At 61.5% G+C, this 17,790-nt stretch carries 20 protein-coding genes; 10 read left to right on the top strand and 10 right to left on the bottom strand.

Annotated features, from left to right (window positions below; genetic code table 11):
• Positions 1-43 precede the first annotated feature (43 nt).
• Both xseA and JJQ76_RS10955 read left to right on the top strand, forming a co-directional pair.
• A complete protein-coding gene (gene xseA / locus JJQ76_RS10960; protein ID WP_210396864.1) occupies positions 44-1,402 on the top strand; it encodes an exodeoxyribonuclease VII large subunit in 1,359 nt (452 codons plus the stop codon).
• Between the two features lie 39 nt (positions 1,403-1,441).
• Positions 1,442-2,278: a peptidoglycan DD-metalloendopeptidase family protein gene (locus JJQ76_RS10955; protein ID WP_343232526.1), complete on the top strand. Its 837-nt coding sequence runs from the start codon at positions 1,442-1,444 to the stop codon at positions 2,276-2,278.
• Positions 2,279-2,287: 9 nt separating this feature from the next.
• Here the strand turns inward: JJQ76_RS10955 and JJQ76_RS10950 are convergent, their stop codons facing one another.
• A complete protein-coding gene (locus tag JJQ76_RS10950; protein ID WP_210396863.1) occupies positions 2,288-2,896 on the bottom strand; it encodes a YitT family protein in 609 nt (202 codons plus the stop codon).
• Positions 2,897-3,030: 134 nt separating this feature from the next.
• Entirely contained in the window at positions 3,031-3,255 is a 225-nt protein-coding gene (locus JJQ76_RS10945; RefSeq protein ID WP_210396862.1) for a hypothetical protein, read from the bottom strand.
• Positions 3,256-3,443: 188 nt separating this feature from the next.
• On the opposite strand from JJQ76_RS10945, the gene bamJ reads away from it, so the two are divergent.
• On the top strand, positions 3,444-4,067 hold the full coding sequence (bamJ, locus tag JJQ76_RS10940) for a BamJ family beta-barrel-assembly machinery protein (protein WP_210396861.1): 624 nt from the start codon (positions 3,444-3,446) through the stop codon (positions 4,065-4,067).
• A gap of 26 nt (positions 4,068-4,093) precedes the next feature.
• On the top strand, positions 4,094-4,861 hold the full coding sequence (locus JJQ76_RS10935; RefSeq protein ID WP_343232525.1) for an alpha/beta fold hydrolase: 768 nt from the start codon (positions 4,094-4,096) through the stop codon (positions 4,859-4,861).
• A gap of 44 nt (positions 4,862-4,905) precedes the next feature.
• On the opposite strand, the gene JJQ76_RS10930 is transcribed toward JJQ76_RS10935, so the two are convergent.
• From JJQ76_RS10930 to bioB, 7 genes are all read right to left on the bottom strand, one after another.
• Positions 4,906-5,544, bottom strand: a complete 639-nt coding sequence (locus tag JJQ76_RS10930; RefSeq protein WP_210396860.1) for a putative metalloprotease CJM1_0395 family protein — start codon at positions 5,542-5,544, stop codon at positions 4,906-4,908.
• 355 nt (positions 5,545-5,899) lie between these two features.
• Positions 5,900-6,187, bottom strand: coding sequence for a hypothetical protein (locus JJQ76_RS10925; RefSeq protein WP_210396859.1), 288 nt, complete (start codon positions 6,185-6,187; stop codon positions 5,900-5,902).
• A 62-nt stretch (positions 6,188-6,249) separates the two neighbouring features.
• Positions 6,250-6,942 carry a dethiobiotin synthase gene (bioD, locus tag JJQ76_RS10920; RefSeq protein WP_210396858.1) on the bottom strand — a complete coding sequence of 231 codons (693 nt, stop codon included), beginning with the start codon at positions 6,940-6,942 and terminating at the stop codon, positions 6,250-6,252.
• Positions 6,943-6,976: 34 nt separating this feature from the next.
• Positions 6,977-7,807 (bottom strand): malonyl-ACP O-methyltransferase BioC, encoded by an 831-nt coding sequence (bioC, locus tag JJQ76_RS10915; protein ID WP_210396857.1) that lies wholly within the window; start codon positions 7,805-7,807, stop codon positions 6,977-6,979.
• Complete coding sequence (locus tag JJQ76_RS10910; protein ID WP_210396856.1) at positions 7,804-8,601, bottom strand: alpha/beta fold hydrolase; 798 nt, start codon at positions 8,599-8,601, stop codon at positions 7,804-7,806. The genes bioC and JJQ76_RS10910 overlap by 4 nt, the downstream gene beginning before the upstream one ends.
• The gene (gene bioF, locus JJQ76_RS10905) at positions 8,598-9,764 is read right to left on the bottom strand and encodes an 8-amino-7-oxononanoate synthase (protein ID WP_210396855.1); all 1,167 of its coding nucleotides are present in this window, start codon (positions 9,762-9,764) and stop codon (positions 8,598-8,600) included. The genes JJQ76_RS10910 and bioF overlap by 4 nt, the downstream gene beginning before the upstream one ends.
• A gap of 30 nt (positions 9,765-9,794) precedes the next feature.
• A complete protein-coding gene (gene bioB, locus JJQ76_RS10900) occupies positions 9,795-10,850 on the bottom strand; it encodes a biotin synthase BioB (RefSeq protein WP_246480599.1) in 1,056 nt (351 codons plus the stop codon).
• A 176-nt stretch (positions 10,851-11,026) separates the two neighbouring features.
• Between bioB and JJQ76_RS10895 the strand changes: the two genes are divergently transcribed.
• Entirely contained in the window at positions 11,027-11,764 is a 738-nt protein-coding gene (locus JJQ76_RS10895) for a ComF family protein (protein ID WP_210396854.1), read from the top strand.
• 43 nt (positions 11,765-11,807) lie between these two features.
• Here the strand turns inward: JJQ76_RS10895 and JJQ76_RS10890 are convergent, their stop codons facing one another.
• A complete protein-coding gene (locus tag JJQ76_RS10890; protein WP_210396853.1) occupies positions 11,808-13,208 on the bottom strand; it encodes an HD-GYP domain-containing protein in 1,401 nt (466 codons plus the stop codon).
• A gap of 215 nt (positions 13,209-13,423) precedes the next feature.
• On the opposite strand from JJQ76_RS10890, the gene JJQ76_RS10885 reads away from it, so the two are divergent.
• From JJQ76_RS10885 to rlmD, 5 genes are read left to right on the top strand one after another with little or no spacing between them, the layout of a single operon-like run.
• Positions 13,424-14,422, top strand: coding sequence for a serine/threonine protein kinase (locus JJQ76_RS10885; RefSeq protein WP_210396852.1), 999 nt, complete (start codon positions 13,424-13,426; stop codon positions 14,420-14,422).
• 1 nt (position 14,423) lies between these two features.
• A complete protein-coding gene (locus JJQ76_RS10880; RefSeq protein ID WP_210396851.1) occupies positions 14,424-15,068 on the top strand; it encodes an arylesterase in 645 nt (214 codons plus the stop codon).
• A 57-nt stretch (positions 15,069-15,125) separates the two neighbouring features.
• Positions 15,126-15,875 (top strand): tRNA (N6-threonylcarbamoyladenosine(37)-N6)-methyltransferase TrmO, encoded by a 750-nt coding sequence (gene tsaA, locus JJQ76_RS10875; RefSeq protein WP_343232524.1) that lies wholly within the window; start codon positions 15,126-15,128, stop codon positions 15,873-15,875.
• A 25-nt stretch (positions 15,876-15,900) separates the two neighbouring features.
• Complete coding sequence (locus tag JJQ76_RS10870) at positions 15,901-16,326, top strand: hypothetical protein (RefSeq protein ID WP_210396849.1); 426 nt, start codon at positions 15,901-15,903, stop codon at positions 16,324-16,326.
• Entirely contained in the window at positions 16,326-17,693 is a 1,368-nt protein-coding gene (rlmD, locus tag JJQ76_RS10865; protein WP_210396848.1) for a 23S rRNA (uracil(1939)-C(5))-methyltransferase RlmD, read from the top strand. The genes JJQ76_RS10870 and rlmD overlap by 1 nt, the downstream gene beginning before the upstream one ends.
• The last annotated feature ends 97 nt before the right edge of the window (positions 17,694-17,790 follow it).

The raw sequence follows: 17,790 nt of genomic DNA, 5'->3' as shown, positions 1-17,790 counted from the left end.
GGGCGTTGTACCATAACAACCTCAGTTTTATCATCAGCGCCAAATGGGCTCGTTACTCGTGTCGTCCCCTCCTGCCAAGATACTCAAGGTCAGCCAGCTCAATCTGCTGGCGCGTCAACTACTCGAAGACAGTTTTCCGCTGGTTACGGTCGAGGGCGAGATCTCCAACTTCGTCCGCCCCAGCTCCGGGCACTGGTACTTCACTCTCAAGGACGACAGCGCACAGGTGCGCTGTGCGCTGTTTCGTAATCGTAACCAGTTCCTCAAATACCGTCCTGCGAATGGCGATCTGGTACGACTACGGGCACGGGTCAGCCTGTATGAAGGCCGCGGTGAATTTCAACTGATCGGTGACTATCTCGAAGAGGCCGGCAGCGGGGCGCTGCAAGCCGCCTTCGAGGCGTTGAAAGCGAAGCTCAACGCCGAAGGCCTGTTCGACCCGACACACAAACGCGTACTCCCCTCCCTGCCTCGGGCCATTGGCGTCATCACCTCACCCACTGGCGCAGCCGTGCGCGATATTATTACGGTGCTGAAGCGTCGTTTCCCCGCCATCGAGGTCTACCTCTATCCAGCAGCGGTTCAGGGAGCCGAGGCGGCCACGCAGCTACGCGCTGCACTGGAGCTGGCGGTGCGCGATAATCGCTGTGATGCACTGATCATCGGCCGTGGCGGCGGCTCGGTCGAAGACCTCTGGCCATTCAACGATGAAGCGCTGGCGCGCGCCATACACGCCTGCCCGCTCCCCATCGTCAGCGCGGTGGGCCACGAAACCGATTTCAGCATCTGCGATTTCGTCGCTGATCAGCGCGCGGCCACACCGTCTGCGGCGGCGGAGCTGCTCAGCCCGGACCGCCAGCAGTGGTTACGCCGCTTGGACGATCTGCAGTATCGCCTGCAGCGTCAGCAACAGCGCCAAATACACGAGATACACCTGCGATTGCGTGCGCTAGCCAGCCGCCTGCGCCACCCCGGTCAGCGCTTGCAGCAGCAGGCCCAGCAACTGGACCGGCTGGAGCTACGCTTGCAGGCGGCTCTGCGCCAGAGCCTGAACCGATCGGCGCTGCGCCTGTCGCATACTCAGGAGCGCTTGGCGTTGCAGAATCCGGCCCAGCGTCTCCGGCAACTGTCCATAGGTCTGCAGCAGCTGCAGCAACGCCTGAATCACAGTTGTCAGCGTCGGTTGGAACGCCTGGGGGCCCGCCTGGGCGAGAACGCCCGTGCACTGCATGCGGTCAGCCCGCTGGCAACGCTGGAACGTGGTTATGCCATCGTCAGCAATGACCAACAACAGCTGATCACCCACGTTGATCAGGCCAACATCGGTCAGCGAGTTAACGCCCGGCTGGCCAGCGGCAGCTTGCAGTGTGAAGTTATTGCCATTGAGACTGCTGACCAATAAAGGACCGCAGCAACCCAACCACCGAGGAGCCCACCTATCGTGATCCGAACAGTTCGCCCCCTGCTTAGCGCCCTGGCGTTGGTTTTGACGCTGCCCGCCAGTGCCGACATTGCCCGCCTGCCGACAGCCTCGCCGGTTCCCGGCGGCGTGGCGCTGGTACCGGTGCCTACGAGCCAGGCCAGTCTCAAGGGCCGTCCGGTAATGGTGGTATCCGCCAAAGGCACCCGTTACGCCGAACATGCACCCTGGTTGGCGGTGGTCGGGATCGATCTCTCCACCGAGCCCGGTACGCTGGCACTGAACGCCGGCACGCAGACGATCAGTTTCGAGGTCAAGGATAAGCAGTATCGGGAACAGCGGCTGACGATCAAAAACAAGCGCCACGTCAATCCGGAAAAACGCGATATGGAACGCATCGGACGGGAACGCAAAGAGATGCTGACGGCGCTGGGCAACTGGCGCGATGACAACGCCCCGGTAACCCGCTTCGAACTGCCGGCCAGGGGGCCCTTCAGTAGTCCGTTCGGGCTCAAGCGTTTTTTCAATGACCAGCCACGTGCACCCCACAGCGGGCTTGATATTGCCGCCCCCAAGGGAGCGCCTATCACCGCACCTGCTCCCGGCGTGGTCACCGCCGCAGGGGACTATTTCTTCAACGGCCGCAACGTCGTACTGGACCACGGCCATGGCCTGGTTACCATGTATTCCCATCTGGACCGGATCGATGTCAGCGTCGGCGATCGGGTCAAGACCGGCGACTCCCTTGGCACCATCGGTAACAGCGGCCGCGTCACCGGTCCGCACCTGCACTGGACCGTCAGCCTCAACAACGTCCGCGTCGACCCAATGCTGTTTATAGATCCGCCGGCAAAATAGCTGTCGCGATCAGGCAACCTGCTCCGAGGCCGCAGAAGAGCGATGCTGCGGGCGATAGTGTCGCCCCAGGATCACACCCAGCAAGGTGACGCACACCGCCGACCACAGTACCGTCTGCCAACCGTAGAGTAGCAGCGCGGCGCTCATAATCAGCAGGTCGGTGGCCAGAATCACCCGAGCGGCAGGAACCCCCCAGCGCTGCTGCAGACACAGGCCAAGAATGTTGAGCCCGCCCAACGAACCGCCGGCACGCAGGATCAGCACCATGCCAAAGGCGATCAGGACACCGCTGATCACGGCACTTAACAGCGCATAAGGAACCTGCAGAGTCACCTGCGCCAGCAATAGCTCGACCATAACCGACACCAGACCGACACAGAAAGTGGTGCGCAACAGAAAGCCCAGCCCCAGCATGCGCCAGCCGAGCCAGTAAAACGGCAGGTTGATCAGAAAGAACAGCGGACCGAAGCTCCAACTGTCAAATAGGCCATCGGCAATCAACGCGATTCCGGTGGTACCGCCAGCGACCAGCTGCGAACTTTTCAGAAAAACGATTCCCAGCGCGGCCAGAAAACAGCCTTCCAACAGGGCAACGCCCCCCAATAGACGGGATTTCATCAGAGACTCTCTCTTGTATTCGCGCCCCAAAACCGGGACACCACAACACCATCAACGAACGGCGCAAATCACAAATCCGTCCGCCCAAACCATCGGCGCACCGCCTGAATCACCGGTCGATCCGGTGCCGCCTCTTAACGGTCAGGGCAAAGTGCACGCCAGATGGCGGGCCAATAGGCGCTGGGGCTACTGAACTCAAGGCGCTCGGGAAACGAGGGGTTGATCCGCGCGGCCAGCGACCGTGCCTTGAGGCTGGAGAGAAAGCGGGAACTGAGGCCGTGCAGCAACGACACGTAACGGCACCCGGCTGAGAAACACCAGCCGACCGATACATAGCGTTGGTATTGCAGCTGCGACACGCGTAGCTCCCGATCGATGAAATGAACAGCCCTTGATGCTATGTAAATAATATTAGCCGGTCAATGCATATTTTCAGCACACCGCCAATTCCGCCTAGCGCAGCGGCAAGGCGCAGGCGAAGCTGGTATAATCGGCGGCTTTCTGCGCTCCGGCGCTACCCATCTCACCAGCACTTAAAGAGAGCAACATGTCCGACACCCCGAGCATCACCTCCATCGAAGAACGCGTCAGCTACGGCATCGGCCGCCAAATGGGTGGTCAGTTGCGTTCTAATAACATTGAAGGCCTGAGCCTGGAACTGGTCAAACTGGGCTTGGCCCACGGCTTCAATAACGAAGCCTCGGCCGTTTCCGACCAGGACCTCCAGGAAGCCTTCGACGCGCTGCAGAAACAGCGTCAGGCGCAGGCCGAGGCAGAAGCGCGCAAGGCTGGAGAAGCGGGGATTAAATATCTGCAAGATAACGCCAATAAAGAGGGTGTTCAGGTCACCGAGTCCGGCCTGCAGTACGAAGTACTGGTCGAAGGCGATGGAGCCAAACCCGGCGCCACCTCAACCGTCCGCACCCACTACCATGGCACCTTTATCGACGGCAAAGTGTTCGACAGCTCCGTCAATCGCGGTCAACCGGCGGAGTTCCCGGTCAACGGCGTTATTGCCGGCTGGACCGAAGCGCTTCAGCTGATGAGCGTGGGCTCCAAGTGGCGCCTGCACGTGCCAGCCAACCTGGCCTACGGCGAGCGTGGCGCACCGGGCGCAATCCCGCCCCACAGCACACTGGTATTTGAAGTCGAGCTGCTCGACATTCTGTAATACCCCACCGGAGCACTGCGCAGACGATGCTGACACTGCATTATAAGGAGCTGGGGCAGGGGGATCCGTTGCTGATCCTCCACGGCCTGTTCGGCACGCTGGAAAACTGGGGCGGGCAGATCAAGGCTTTGTCCGGACAGTTCCGCGTGTTCGCCATCGACCTGCGCAACCACGGCCGTTCGCCCTGGAGCGAACAGATGGACTACCCCAGCCTCAGCGCCGACCTGATCGCCTTCATGGACCAGCACGGCATTGAACGTGCTGCGGTGCTGGGTCACTCCATGGGTGGAAAAGCCGCGATGCAGTTGGCGCTGGATCACCCTGAGCGGGTCAGCCGGCTACTGGTGGTGGATATTGCGCCGGTGCGTTACCCCCCCGGCCACAACGAAGTGTTCGACGGCCTGTTCGGTGTCGATCTGGCCCACCTCGCGAGCCGAGGCGACGCCGACCAGCAGTTGGCTGCGCACATCGATGATGCCGGCGTACGCCAGTTCCTGCTCAAGAATCTTTACCGAGACGGCGATCATTTTGCCTGGCGCATGAACCTCAAGGCGCTACACCGGGAATATGAACAGATCGCCGCTGCGCCTGAAAGCAAAGGGCACTATCCGGGGCCGACCCAGTTCATCAAAGGTGGACGCTCCAGCTACATCCAGGAAGCCCATCGTGGAGCCATCGGCAAGCTGTTCCCCAATGCCAGCGCGCGGGTAATGGAAGGTGTCGGCCACTGGCCCCACGCGGAAAAACCGGAGCTATTTACCCGGCTGGCACTGCGATTCTTGCAGGCGCCCTGAGCCATGGAGCCCTGACAACTCAACACGGTGCTGCCAAAGACAGCCTAAACCGAGATATCCAGCAACGCGCCGATAGCTCGCTCCGGGGAAATGGCGCCGGTACTGCTGATCTGCCGTTGCAGATCGGCCAGCCGGTCGTTGAGGTCCTCCAGCTGCTCGGCGAAATCCTGCAACGATTCTTGCGTCCGCTCCAGCCGCTCGGCCGCCGCATCGTTCAGCTCTTCGCGCCGCTCGGCGCGCTGTTGCGCTTCAATCTGCTGCCGTTCGAAATCGGATGGGCCATCACGCACCGCGGCGCTCTCTTCTGCCCCCTCCCCGGCAGTCGCTTCGCGTCGTTCCTCTGCGCGCATCTGTGCCAACTCAGCCTGGGCATCCGCCAGCAGCGCCCGCGCTTGCGCAGCTGCACGCAAGTCTTGAGGAGAGGGGTTGGCCGGTGCGGTCGCCGCCTGTATGACGGTGCGCGCCTTGTCGATCGTCGCTTGCGGATCGCCCGCAACCGCCGACGTATCGATGCTGACCTCACCCCCGGTGGCGTAAAGACGCCCGTCCGGACCACGGGTAAAGCTGTACGTAGGCGAGCCAGCCAGACCGCCGCCTGCTGCGGCATGAGCCGCCTCATGGTTGCGCACTTCGCGATCCCGCGCCGCCAGTTCCCGCACCTGTGCCAGTTCGCTCTCACTCAACTCGGCCGAATTGAAACGGGACCTTTCCGAACGCTCACTGTCACCGGCCGCGACTTGGGCTTGCGGTGCACGCTCCGAGGAGTCGCCGGAGTCAGCCTGAGCAGCCGATGAACTCGCAACCGTTCGACTAGTGGCACTGACAGGATTAACGCGGTTTACGGGAGGATTGAGCGCAGGGCCACTGTCGGACGTGCCCGAAGCGGCGCTAGATGAAGTGGCAGAAGCAACAGCAGGAGTGGAGGTGGACAGACCGCTGACAGTGGCCGACCCTCGGGGCGCGAGGGCCGGCAGTGCGGGCCGGGTCAGTGTCAGTGCGCTGGCATCCAACTCTGAGTCCTCCGCGTCGGATCAGGCCTCAGGCACGGGTATCGACAATCTGCCCCAGCCCGGTACCCAGCACTTCGTCGGCACTGGTCACCACCTGAGTGGTCGAGGCCGGCTGGGTGGAGGAAGCGTTTGCCGATTCCTGTTGACTCTGGTTTACCGCCTGAGCGGATTCGGAACCACCGTTATTACCGGTGGAGATCCGGCTTTGCTCCTGACTGTCGCCCACCGCACCCGCGGGTCGGCTGTTGCCATCAACACTCTGGGTGTTGGTCGGCTGAATCGGCAGAGCGCCGGAACTGATTGGTGAAATAGCCATGGAGGTCTCCCTCACGGATTGTGAATCTGGTGGCAGTATAACTCAGCCCGAACGACTGTTCATTAATTAGCCAACAATAATTCGAGATTTTCACTCAGGTATTGCCCTGCATCAACCGGATCCGGTGTCGACTGATGCGGAACAACCCCCAGCAGAGGAGCACGAATCAAGCTCTCCAAAGTGGCTAGATTCTCGTCAAAGCAGCTCATATTTGGGTCGATCCGGTTAGCCACCCATCCGGCCAGCGGCAAGCCGTCCGCACGAATGGCCTCGGCCGTCAGCAGCGCATGGTTGAGACAACCCAGTCGCATCCCCACCACCAGTATCACCGGCAGTTCCAGCCGACGCGGTAGCTCGGACAACATTTCGCGACTATTGATCGGTACCCGCCAGCCACCGGCACCTTCCACCAACATCAGGTCACAGGGGGTCATCATGGCACCACGGCAAAAACCCACCAGACGCTCTGCGGACAGCTGCCGCCCTTCGTGAGCGGCGGCCAGGTGCGGTGCTACCGGTTCTGTCAACAACACCGGATTGATCTGGGCGTACGGGAGTTTGACCGAGGCATGCTGCTGCAGCAGCAGCGCGTCTTCGTTGCATACCCCCTGCTCGGTCTCTTCGGCACCGGCCGCCAGCGGTTTCAGGCCGCAGCTGCGCAAACCCCGCTGGTTGGCGGCTTCCAGCAGTGATGCCGCGACCAAGCTCTTGCCGACCCCGGTATCGGTGCCAGCGATAAAGAAACGTTTTGCCATCAGGTCACTCTCAGTAGGTGGTCAAGCGTGGCGCTTACAGGGCGCGCGCCAGACCGTAATAAACTTCGTAGGTGGCGGGTAGCAGACCATCGTCGCCGCGAAACCCCTCATAAGCATCACGAAACGCTTTGATGCGCTGACGACCGGACAACCCCCGATTGCGCCCCGGGTTGACGTTGTGGGCACCGATTCCCTTGAGTTCGTCGGTCAGTCCGCGCAGGTCCTCATAGCGCAGACAGATCTCTTCGGTGTCAAAGCGCTCGAGCTCGAACCGCCCGGCCAGCGCCGCTTTCAAGCGGTGGCGCGACTCAAAACCGTTGACGTGAACAAAGTCATCCACCCGCGACCAGGCATCACGCAGCTCCCACAAGGTACGCGGCCCCAGCGTGGCGAACGCCAGCAGCGCACCTGGCTTCAGCGACTGTTGCAGACCATCAAGCAGAGGTTCGCTATCATCACACCACTGAATCGCCAGACTGGTGAAGACACCGTCGAGACTGTTGTCCGCCAACGGCAATGCTTCGGCGTCGGCACAGAGCCAATGGATCTTGTCATGGCCACGCTGGGTGCGAGCAAAATCCAGCATTCCCTCGGCCAGATCCAGCGCGATCAGCTCATTCACCTGCGGCTGCTCAGCCAGAATGCGGGTGAAATAGCCGGTACCGGAGCCCAGGTCCAGCACCCGCCCGTGCCAGCCGCCAGCGGCGTAGGCCAGCAGCTGGTGGCCGATCCGCCGCTGCAACGCGGCAACGCTGTCATAGCTGGCGGCGGCGCGGCTGAAGGAGTGCGCCACCTGCTCTTTATCTCGCTGGAGGCGCGACTCGGGAGCACGCAAAGAGCGTTGTTCGGCCAGGTGGACGATCATAAGTCGCCTCCCGCCGTTACCTTTATCGGTAAGCGATCTTGTAACTCGCGTTGCAAACCATCCAACGCATCAAGCACCTGGTCCCTCGCCGATACTGGCAGTGCATGACCGGCAGCGGCGATCAATTGCGCACGCTCCGCCAGCAAAGGCGACGCGGCAACCTCGGCCGGCACCAATGCATCGCCCTCGCCAAACAGGTACCGGCGCGGCATGGCGAGTTCAGCAAAATAGCCACGATGATCTTCTGCCAGCCGGTCCAGCCCCGCCAGCAGCGCCGCAGGGGTAGCATCAGTCGCCAGCACCGGTTTCAGCTCGCGCACAACCGCCTTGGCCGCATCATCACCCTGCCCTTGCAGCAGCAGAAAGCGGCCGAGGGTTTTGGCCGCATCGCTACCAACGCCGCTATAGAACGCATCAAAGATCGCGGGCGCCATCCCCGGCCAGTCGCCCTTGTGCACAAAGCAAGGGTTGGTCGACAGGGTCAACAAGCCTCGCACTTTCCCCGGATGGCGCGCCGCTACCGCCGCGGCTACCGTGCCACCCAATGACCAGCCCAGCCAGATCGCCGGCGACTCAACAGCATCGGCCAACCGGTCAGCGAGACTAGCCATGGTATCTATGCGAGTTTCGTCGTTGCTGCCGCCAAAGCCGGGCAGGGCCACGTGATAGAGGCAGTAATCGGCTTCCAGCTGCGGTGTCAGGCCATCCCAGACACCCGCGTTAAAGCCCCAACCGTGAAGCAATACCAGCGGCAGACGTGACCGATCACCCCGACACACCACTTTCAAGCTCATGCCAGCACCTCGCGGACGCGATCAAGGCCGTCCAGCAACCGGTCCACCTGTTCGTCGCTGTGCGCCGCACTCAAAGTCACCCGCAGGCGAGCACTCCCTTCCGGCACCGTGGGTGGGCGAATCGCGCTAACAAAGATCCCCTGCCGCTCCAGCGCCTCGCTGAGCGCCAACGCGCAGTCGGAAGGCCCCACCAGAATCGGCTGGATCGGGGTATCGGAGTCCATCAATTCAAAACCCAGCTCCCTCGCGCCCTGGCGAAAACGGGCAATCAGCCGCGCCAGCTGAGCGCGCCGTTCCTGCCCACTGGTAATCAATTGCAGACTGGCCAGGGTCGCCGCAGCCACCGCCGGCGGCATGGCAGTAGTGTAAATGTAAGGGCGGGCAAACTGGATCAGGGTTTCAATCAGGGTTTCACTGCCGGCGACAAAAGCCCCACCGGTGCCGAACGCCTTGCCCAGCGTGCCCACCAGTACCGGGACCTGTTCCATGGTCAGCCCCATCGCCTCGACGCAACCGCCACCGGTGTCACCCAGGCAACCAAAACCGTGGGCGTCGTCCACCATGACCCAGGCGCCATGCTTTTCGGCGGCTGTGCAAAGCGCTGGCAGGTCGGCGCAGTCGCCATCCATGCTGAATACGCCGTCGGTGACCACCAGCTTGCGAACGGCGTCGGTTTTACTCAGACGAGCAACCAGGCTATCGGCATCATTGTGCAGATAGCGCTGAAAGCGGGCGCCGGAAAGCAAGCCGGCATCCAGCAATGAGGCATGGTTGAGGCGATCTTCGAACACCGCGTCACCCTTGCCGATCAGCGCGTTGACCGCACCGATATTGGCCATGTAGCCGGTGGAGAACAGCAGCGCGCGCGGACGGCCGGTAAATTCGGCCAGCGCCTCTTCCAGCTGCTGATGCACACGACTATGACCATTGACCAGGTGAGATGCGCCGCCGCCAACGCCGTACTCGTTGGCAGCCTGCTGGAACGCGTTGACCACCTCGGGGTGGTTGGCCAGCCCGAGGTAATCGTTGCTGCAGAACGCCAGATAGTCGCGCCCGTCCACCCGCACTTGTGGGCCTTGGGCCGAATCCAGGGTACGTCGGCGGCGATAGAGGCGGGCCGCGCGGCGCTCGGCCAGCGCGCTGTCGAGCTGGTCAAAAGACATGGAGATTCCTTATTGATTGGCCGCGGCGCTTTAGCTGGCGGCCGCGTCGTAAAACAGCTCGCTGTCCTGCTTGGCCTGCAGCTCAGCCACCAGCTGCTGCTCCTGAGCTTCATCGGTGTTGCCTATCCGCTGCTCTACGTTGATCCCCAGTCGCTTGAACAGTTTGAGATCGCGGTGGGTTTCCGGGTTGGGCGTGGTCAGCAGGCACTCGCCGTAAAAGATGGAGTTGGCACCGGCGAAGAACGCCATCGCCTGCAGCTCATCCGACATCGACTCACGACCCGCCGAGAGGCGCACATGGGATTGCGGCATCATGATCCGCGCTACTGCGATGTTGCGGATGAATTCCAGCGGATCCAGGTCTTCCACCTGCTCCAGCGGGGTGCCCTCCACCTTCACCAGCATGTTGATCGGCACCGACTCCGGCTGCGGCGACAGGTTGGCCAGCTGGCAGAGCAGGCCGATGCGGTCGTTGGCGGTTTCACCCATTCCGAGAATGCCGCCGCTACAGATCTTCATGCCGGCATCGCGCACGTGCCCCAGAGTATCCAGCCGGTCCTGATAGGTACGGGTGGTGATGATCTTGTCGTAGAACTCGGGTGAGGTGTCGAGGTTGTGGTTGTAGTAATCAAGCCCCGCCTCGGCCAGCTCCTGGGCCTGATGCTCTTTCAGCATCCCCAGGGTCATGCAGGTTTCCAGTCCCATCGCCTTGACCCCTTTGACCATCTCCAGCACGTAGGGCAGATCACGGTCGGTGGGGTGTTTCCAGGCCGCGCCCATGCAGAAACGGGTGGAACCGGCCTCTTTGGCCTGTTTGGCCTTGGCCAGCACCGCTTCCACCTCCATCAGCCGCTGCTTCTCCAGCCCCGTGTCGTAGTGGGCGCTTTGGGGGCAGTATTTGCAGTCTTCGGGGCAAGCGCCGGTCTTGATCGACAGCAGCGTGCTCACCTGCACCTCGTTGGGGTTAAAGTGCTGACGGTGAACACTCTGGGCCTGAAACAGCAGATCGTTAAACGGCAGATCAAACAGCGCCTTTACCTCGGTGGCGCTCCAGTCATGACGTACGGTTCCCAAAGAGCTGTGCATGCAGATACCTGTAACTAACAATGTGATCGATTCGCGCTTCGCCGTGGCTCTCTTACCGCCGCACCTGATCAGGGTTGGCTACACTGCTTCGGTCAGCGGTGCTTAATCCGCTACAAAAAGGCACACGGGCGCAGGAAGGCCCAGTTTATCCGCCAAGGAGTCGCTGTCAACCTTCGATGAAAACACAGGTTTACTACCGATCACTATTTGATCGCCTTATTTTCAAGCCCCGTTGCCTGCTATGCCAACAACCGGGGGATCACGACCTACCTCTGTGCGAGGGCTGCCACGCCGACTTGCCCTGGCTGACCCATGCCTGCCCGCGCTGCGCCGAACAACTCCCGGCCGACACGGCACCATCAACACCCTGTGGACGCTGCCTGGCCAAACCGCCACCGGTCAGCCGAACGCTGTCGACCCTGCGCTACGACTTCCCATTCAACCATCTGACCCACCGCTACAAGGACCGCGCCGACCTGCCCCTGCTGAAACTGGCCGCGCGCCTGTTCAGTGAGCGCTTTGCCGAACTCATTCATGACCACCCACCCGATCTCATTCTGCCGGTGCCGCTGCACCGGGACCGCCTGCACGAGCGAGGTTATAACCAGGCCGCCGAACTGGCCTACTGGATCGCCCGCGACCTCAAGCTGCCGATGCGCGATGATCTATTGCAGCGCGTTCTAGCGACGCCACACCAACAGGGCCTGAGTGCCAAGGAGCGGCGCAGGAATCTACGCAAGGCATTTAGCGCCGAGTTGCCAGCAGGCGTTCAACGGGTAGCGATCGTGGATGACGTGATTACCACCGGCTCCACCACCAACGTGGTAGCGGAGACATTGATAAAAGCGGCAGGAAAACGCAGCGAGATAGAGGTTGAGGCCTGGAGTGTAGCGCGGGCGACCCGGCTAAAATAGCGCACACCGAACGGGTCTCCGACCTCCGCGGCGTCGATAACGATTACAGTACCGGGGAGTTGGGTAACGGCTGCTGACTCAGCTCCTGGGTATATCTCTCCGGCAACTTGGTTAGAGCTACTTTCAGCGCGGCAAAACAATCAGGATCAAGCGCGGTTCCAACATTCTCGGCCATGATAGCCAGTGCCTTGTGCACTTCTATCGCCGGACGATACGGGCGTTCGGCCGTGATGGCATCGAAGATATCAGCCGTGGTCACAATCCGCGTCATCAGGCTGATATCAGCAGCCTCAAGTCCGCGCGGATAGCCGGTGCCGTCCAATTTTTCATGGTGAGCACCCGCCATACGGGCAAGATCGATAAACGGCGACATCTTTTCCAGAATCTGTTCGGTAAAGGCCGCGTGAGCCTGCACCGCACGCCACTCGTCTGCATCCAGCTTGCCCGGCTTATCCAGAATGCTATTGCTGACCCCCAGTTTACCGATATCGTGCAACAGCGCCGCGCGCCGCAACCAGGTTCGCTCCTCATTAGCGATACCCAGCTCTCGCGCAATCAGGTCGGTGTATACCGCAACGCGCTCGCTGTGCCCGGCGGTGTAGGGGCTTTTAGCATCAACAATCTTGCCGAAGGCAGTGACGATACAGTCGAAGTAATCATCATCCAGCGGCAAACGCGCCTGGGCAGGCGCCAAACTCATCACCCGCTGACTAACGTCAGGTGACCGCAGTCCCTGGATAAACGCCTGACGTTTAACGATGACGTTAAGCTGATCCACCAACTGCGGGTCAAACCAGACACCGCTACGCTCGTTGACCTCGGCCAGCGCCCGGTCCAGATCGTGCTCCACCTGAAACACGTCAAACACCTGAGCCAATAGTGATATCCGTGAGTACAGCGGGATCTGTTGCCCCTTGAGTTGCTGCGGCCGACCTTTGCCATTCCAGTGTTCATCCAACGAGTGAATGCCCTGCGCTACCGACTCACCCAAGCGTAACTGACGTGCGACGTCTGCCCCACGGGAGCAGCGGGTTTGAATCAACTCCTGCGCATAGCCGTCGCCATTTTTGAGAATGTCTATGGTGGTCAGAATACGATCCGCCCACCCTTGCTGGCCGCCGGTATTCTTCACCACAAAGTTGATCACACTGGACAAGCTGGTACCGACCGTTTTGTAACGCCGTTTGAAAGCGAGGTCATCCGTGGCATACAACTCGCAGATACGGGCAGCATTGCTGCTGCATCCCGCATCTTTCAACAGCAGGGTAAAGAACAGGTCATTCAGTTCCTCTGCATCCAGCTGCAGCGCCTCTCCCAAATGCATGCCGATCCAGCAACAACGGATACAATGCTCTGGCGGCTGACCTTCGGTCATGTCCAGCGCGGTGGTCAACGAGATCATCAGCTCGGAGAGGGGAAAGTCGGTCAGTGAGGGCAAGAGCATTGTTGGCGTCAATGAGCAGTCGCTTAAATTGACGACAGTGTATGTGCCCTGCACCAGATTGGCCAGCCATCCGGCACGCTCCGGCGACTGCTGATCTATCGGCTTGCTGCCTCAGGATTTTGACCCAACCGGCAGTAACATCCTATTGAAGAACCACGGTCGCACTCTCCTCCGTCAGCCGTTATCATCAGCGCTCCGTTCAAGCGAGTGCGACCATGCCTCATAACGCCCAACACCCCTACAACAACCTCACCCCCGACCGCGTGCTTGATGCGGTGGAGTCGATCGGCTATCTCTCCGACGCACGGGTGTTCGGGTTGAACAGCTACGAGAACCGGGTCTATCAGGTGGGGATCGAGGAATCGGCACCGCTGATCGCCAAGTTCTACCGCCCCGAACGCTGGAGCGATGCGGCGATCATCGAGGAGCACCAGTTTACTCAGGCACTGGCGGAAGCGGAAAACCCGGTGGTGGCACCGCTGTCTGATCGGGAGGGTCGCACCCTGTTTGAGTTCGAGGGCTATCGCTTCGCCCTCTTTCCCCGCTACGGCGGTCATGCACCGGAACTGGATAATCTGGATAATCTTTTCACCCTCGGCAGCACCCTGGGGCGGATCCATGCCCTTGGAGCGGCCAAGCCGTTTGCACATCGTCCGGCGCTGGATGCGGCCAGCTTCGGCCACTGGAGCCGTAACTTTCTGCTCGATAACGACTGGCTTCCGCAGCAGTATCGCTACGAATACTCACAGCTCACCGCCGAGCTGCTGGAGATTATCGAAGCCCGTTTTGCCGCCGCCGACCGCCTGCAGTTGATCCGCCTTCACGGTGATTGCCATCCGGGTAACATTCTCTGGCGCGACGACGCGCCGAACTTCGTCGATTTCGACGACTGTCGCATGGGACCGGCAATCCAGGACCTGTGGATGCTGATCTCCGGCGATCGCAACCAGCAGCAGATCCAGATGGCAGAGATTCTGGAAGGCTACGAAACCTACCACGCCTTCAATCGCGCCGAGCTGCAACTGATCGAACCGCTGCGCGCGCTCAGAATCATGCACTACTGCGCCTGGCTGGCACGACGCTGGGAGGACCCGGCCTTTCCCATGCACTTCCCCTGGTTCGACACGGAAAGCTACTGGATGGAGCATTTGATGGAACTGCGTGAGCTGCGGGCGGCGGTGGATCGCCCGGTGCTGGAGCTGGGAAACTACTAGCATGCCCATACCGCTGCACCGCACCAAGACAAGTCGCCACCCGTTTGCGGTGTGGATTCTGCTGCTCGCGCTGCTGACGTTGACCGCTTGCAGCGACGATGCTCCACGCCTGGCTCCGCTGAGCCCCGGCGCCAGGGTGCTCGCCTTTGGCGACAGCCTCACCTTTGGAACCGGTGCCAGCGCCGAGCACAGCTACCCCGCGCAACTGGCGCAGCTGACCGGCCTGAACCTGATCCGCAGCGGCGTACCCGGGGAGGTAAGCGCCGACGGCCTAGCGCGACTACCGGGGGAACTCGACACCCACCAGCCCCAGCTGTTACTGCTCTGTCACGGCGGCAACGACCTGCTACGCAAACGCGACAAGGGCCAGCTCAAAGCCAACCTGCGCGCCATGGTCCAATTGGCGCGGGATCGTGGCATCCAGGTGGTACTGATCGGGGTGCCCAAGCTGGGGTTACTACTGAGCCCCGAGCCGCTCTACGCCGAACTGGCAGAGGAGATGGCGCTGCCCTTTGAAGCAGAGGCGCTGTCCGATATTCTGGCGGACAACAGCCTCAAGAGCGATGCGATCCACCCCAACGCCGCCGGTTACCGTGCGCTGGCTGAACGGCTTCAGCAACTGCTGAAAAACAGCGGCGCCCTCTGACAGGCAAGCATGGCCTCCGTTATACTGCGTCCTTCAGCTGCTCATCCGGTAGAACCTGTGCCTTGCGATCCACTCGACCCCGTCAGTTTTCAACCCATTGGCCGGGTGTACTCCTGCTTCAAGGAGAAGTTCGGCATTCCGCGCCAACCAGGACTGGCCAGTGCGGCCACCGCCGAGCTGGTCTTGCACGGCGCCTTCGCCCACCCCGATTGCGTCCGCGGGCTGGAGGAGTGCAGCCATATCTGGGTGCTGTTTATATTTAGCGAGCACCTTGAGCGCGGCTGGACTCCACTGGTACGCCCCCCCCGCTCCGGCGGCAAGAAGCGCGGCGTATTCGCCACCCGTTCCACCTTCCGCCCCAACCCCCTCGGTCAGTCGGTGGTGAAGCTGGAGCGGATTGAAATCCGCGACGGCGCGGCAGTCCTGCACCTTTCCGGCGTCGATCTGCTGGACGGGACCCCGGTGGTGGATATCAAGCCCTACCTGCCCTATGCCGACAGGGTCACGGCAGCCAGTTACCCCTACGCCAGTGACAGTCAACAGCTGGAACAGGCGGTGAACTTCGGAGCGGATGCAGAAGCACAGTTGTTGGCCCACCCTCAAGGCGAGCAGTTGCGTCAGCTGATCATTGAGGTGTTGCGCTGCGACCCGCGCCCGACCTTCCGCCGCAAGGCCGATGACGACCGTCTCTATGGGGTGGCACTGATGGATCGCAACGTGCGCTGGCGGATCCAGAATGACGCCATTGTGGTCGATCAGATCATCCCCCAGACTGAACCCCCGGCCGACGACGCGGTCTGCGGTTGAGGACTATCGCTTGAAGGAGCCCCCTATGGCCAAGTTGTTACACGTTGTCGCCGCCCCGCTGCTGGCCTCTAGCCTTCTGCTAACCCCGGTCACGCAGGCAGGAACCGCCTCACCAGCCACCGGGCCGCAGGTAGAGGCGCTGATCGGCGAACTGCTCAATAACGTCGACTGGCAGCTGCTGATGAAGCTACAGCAGAACATTCTCGCTAACCTGGATCTGCTGGTGCCCTACACCGAGGAGTACATCGCCTGCTTAGAGGCGGAGGGCACGCTGGACAACAGTCAGCCGCTGGATCTCAAGCGGTTGATCGGCGCGGCCAAAAACGCCTCCGCGACCTGCAACGTGATTCTGGAGTCGCTGGCCGGCAAACTGGATTTCAACCTCACCGAAGAGGAGCTGAACAACGGCCTCAGCCCCGAATACCGTGACCTGTTGAAGAAGAGCCTCTGATGCGACGCGGGCCGCGCTTTTACCGCGCCGAATCGACACCGCGCCGATCAATGCCGCGCGAACCGGTCACCCTGACTATCACCGATCTCAGCCACGACGGCCGTGGCGTGGCGCGCTACGAGGGCAAGACCCTGTTTGTCCACGGCGCCCTGCCCGGCGAACGGATAACCGCCAGGATCACCCAGCAGCGCAGCCGCTTCGATGAAGGCAAACTACTGCAGCTGCTGGAACCCTCCCCGGCCCGCAACGAACCCCGCTGCGCCCACTACGGCCGCTGCGGCGGCTGCCAGCTGCAACACCTGGCCGACGCCGAGCAGATCCATCACAAACAGCAGTCGGTTTTGCAGCAGCTACAGCGGATCGGTGGCGTCGAACCCGAGACAGTGCTGAAGCCGCTGGATGGCCCCCACTGGCATTATCGGCGCCGCTCGCGACTATCGATCAGTTGCCACAAGACCGGCGGCAAGCCGATGCTGGGGTTCCGCCAACAGGGTAGCAAGCAGCTGGTTTCGCTACGCGAGTGCCCGATTCTGGAACCGCGCGGACAAGCCCTACTGGAACAGCTGCAGAGGCTCTTACCCGGCTTGCGCCAGCCACAATCGCTATCCCACCTGGAGATAGCCCTGGGAGATAACGACAGCGCGCTGCTGATCCGCCACCCCAAGCCGTTGCATGCCACGGATCAGGCCGCGCTGATCGACCTTTGCCAGCAGCAGGGCTGCCAGCTCTACCTGCAGCCCACCGATTCCGACAGCATCCACCGCGTGCAAGGCAGCGGCCCGGAACGGCTGCATTACGGATACCAGTCCGGCGATGACGACGCGCCGCTGACGCTGGCGTTTCACCCTGGCGACTTCACTCAGGTCAACGCCACCATCAATCAAGCCATGATAACCCGTGCGCTAACTCTGCTGGAGCCAAACGCAGACGACCGCCTGCTCGATCTGTTCTGCGGCCTGGGTAACTTCACCCTGCCGCTGGCGCAACGCGCCGGGGCTGTCGTCGGCGTCGAAGGCAGCGCAGCGATGGTGACCCGTGGCGCCGAGAACGCTGCTGCCAACAACCTCGACAACTGCCGCTTCTACGCCGCCGATCTGACCCAGCCACTGGCCGCTGAACCTTGGTTCGGTGAAGGTTTCAGCAAGATCCTGCTCGACCCGCCGCGCGCCGGTGCGCTGGAGGTAATCCAGCAGCTACCGCTGAAGGGGGTCGACAAGCTACTCTATATCTCCTGCGATCCCGCCACCTTCGCCCGCGATGCCGGCGAACTCGCCCAGCGCGGCCTGCAGCTCAAGCAGTGGGGAGTAATGAACATGTTCCCCCACACCACCCACGTAGAATCGATTGGTCTGTTTGAACCCCGCTGACACGGGCCGCACGCGCGCTGTAGTCCGCCATCCCAGAAAACTCCGCCAGGATTAAAACAACCGTTTTAGATCTATCCATAGACTCTGCTAGGGTTGC

Source organism: Motiliproteus sediminis, from assembly GCF_017912535.1.
Lineage (GTDB): Bacteria > Pseudomonadota > Gammaproteobacteria > Pseudomonadales > Balneatricaceae > Motiliproteus > Motiliproteus sediminis.
The sequence above is the reverse complement of the archived record's forward strand: the minus strand, read 5'-3'. Positions and strand labels throughout refer to the sequence as shown.

Excerpts from the sequence above, each read along its gene's own strand:
- xseA (WP_210396864.1), top strand. The coding sequence starts at position 44 with ATGGGCTCGTTACTCGTGTCGTCCCCTCCTGCCAAGATACTCAAGGTC.
- JJQ76_RS10950 (WP_210396863.1), bottom strand. The coding sequence starts at position 2,896 with ATGAAATCCCGTCTATTGGGGGGCGTTGCCCTGTTGGAAGGCTGTTTT.
- bamJ (WP_210396861.1), top strand. The coding sequence starts at position 3,444 with ATGTCCGACACCCCGAGCATCACCTCCATCGAAGAACGCGTCAGCTAC.
- JJQ76_RS10935 (WP_343232525.1), top strand. The coding sequence starts at position 4,094 with ATGCTGACACTGCATTATAAGGAGCTGGGGCAGGGGGATCCGTTGCTG.
- JJQ76_RS10925 (WP_210396859.1), bottom strand. The coding sequence starts at position 6,187 with ATGGCTATTTCACCAATCAGTTCCGGCGCTCTGCCGATTCAGCCGACC.
- bioD (WP_210396858.1), bottom strand. The coding sequence starts at position 6,942 with ATGGCAAAACGTTTCTTTATCGCTGGCACCGATACCGGGGTCGGCAAG.
- bioC (WP_210396857.1), bottom strand. The coding sequence starts at position 7,807 with ATGATCGTCCACCTGGCCGAACAACGCTCTTTGCGTGCTCCCGAGTCG.
- JJQ76_RS10910 (WP_210396856.1), bottom strand. The coding sequence starts at position 8,601 with ATGAGCTTGAAAGTGGTGTGTCGGGGTGATCGGTCACGTCTGCCGCTG.
- bioF (WP_210396855.1), bottom strand. The coding sequence starts at position 9,764 with ATGTCTTTTGACCAGCTCGACAGCGCGCTGGCCGAGCGCCGCGCGGCC.
- bioB (WP_246480599.1), bottom strand. The coding sequence starts at position 10,850 with ATGCACAGCTCTTTGGGAACCGTACGTCATGACTGGAGCGCCACCGAG.
- JJQ76_RS10895 (WP_210396854.1), top strand. The coding sequence starts at position 11,027 with ATGAAAACACAGGTTTACTACCGATCACTATTTGATCGCCTTATTTTC.
- JJQ76_RS10890 (WP_210396853.1), bottom strand. The coding sequence starts at position 13,208 with ATGCTCTTGCCCTCACTGACCGACTTTCCCCTCTCCGAGCTGATGATC.
- JJQ76_RS10885 (WP_210396852.1), top strand. The coding sequence starts at position 13,424 with ATGCCTCATAACGCCCAACACCCCTACAACAACCTCACCCCCGACCGC.
- JJQ76_RS10880 (WP_210396851.1), top strand. The coding sequence starts at position 14,424 with ATGCCCATACCGCTGCACCGCACCAAGACAAGTCGCCACCCGTTTGCG.
- JJQ76_RS10870 (WP_210396849.1), top strand. The coding sequence starts at position 15,901 with ATGGCCAAGTTGTTACACGTTGTCGCCGCCCCGCTGCTGGCCTCTAGC.
- rlmD (WP_210396848.1), top strand. The coding sequence starts at position 16,326 with ATGCGACGCGGGCCGCGCTTTTACCGCGCCGAATCGACACCGCGCCGA.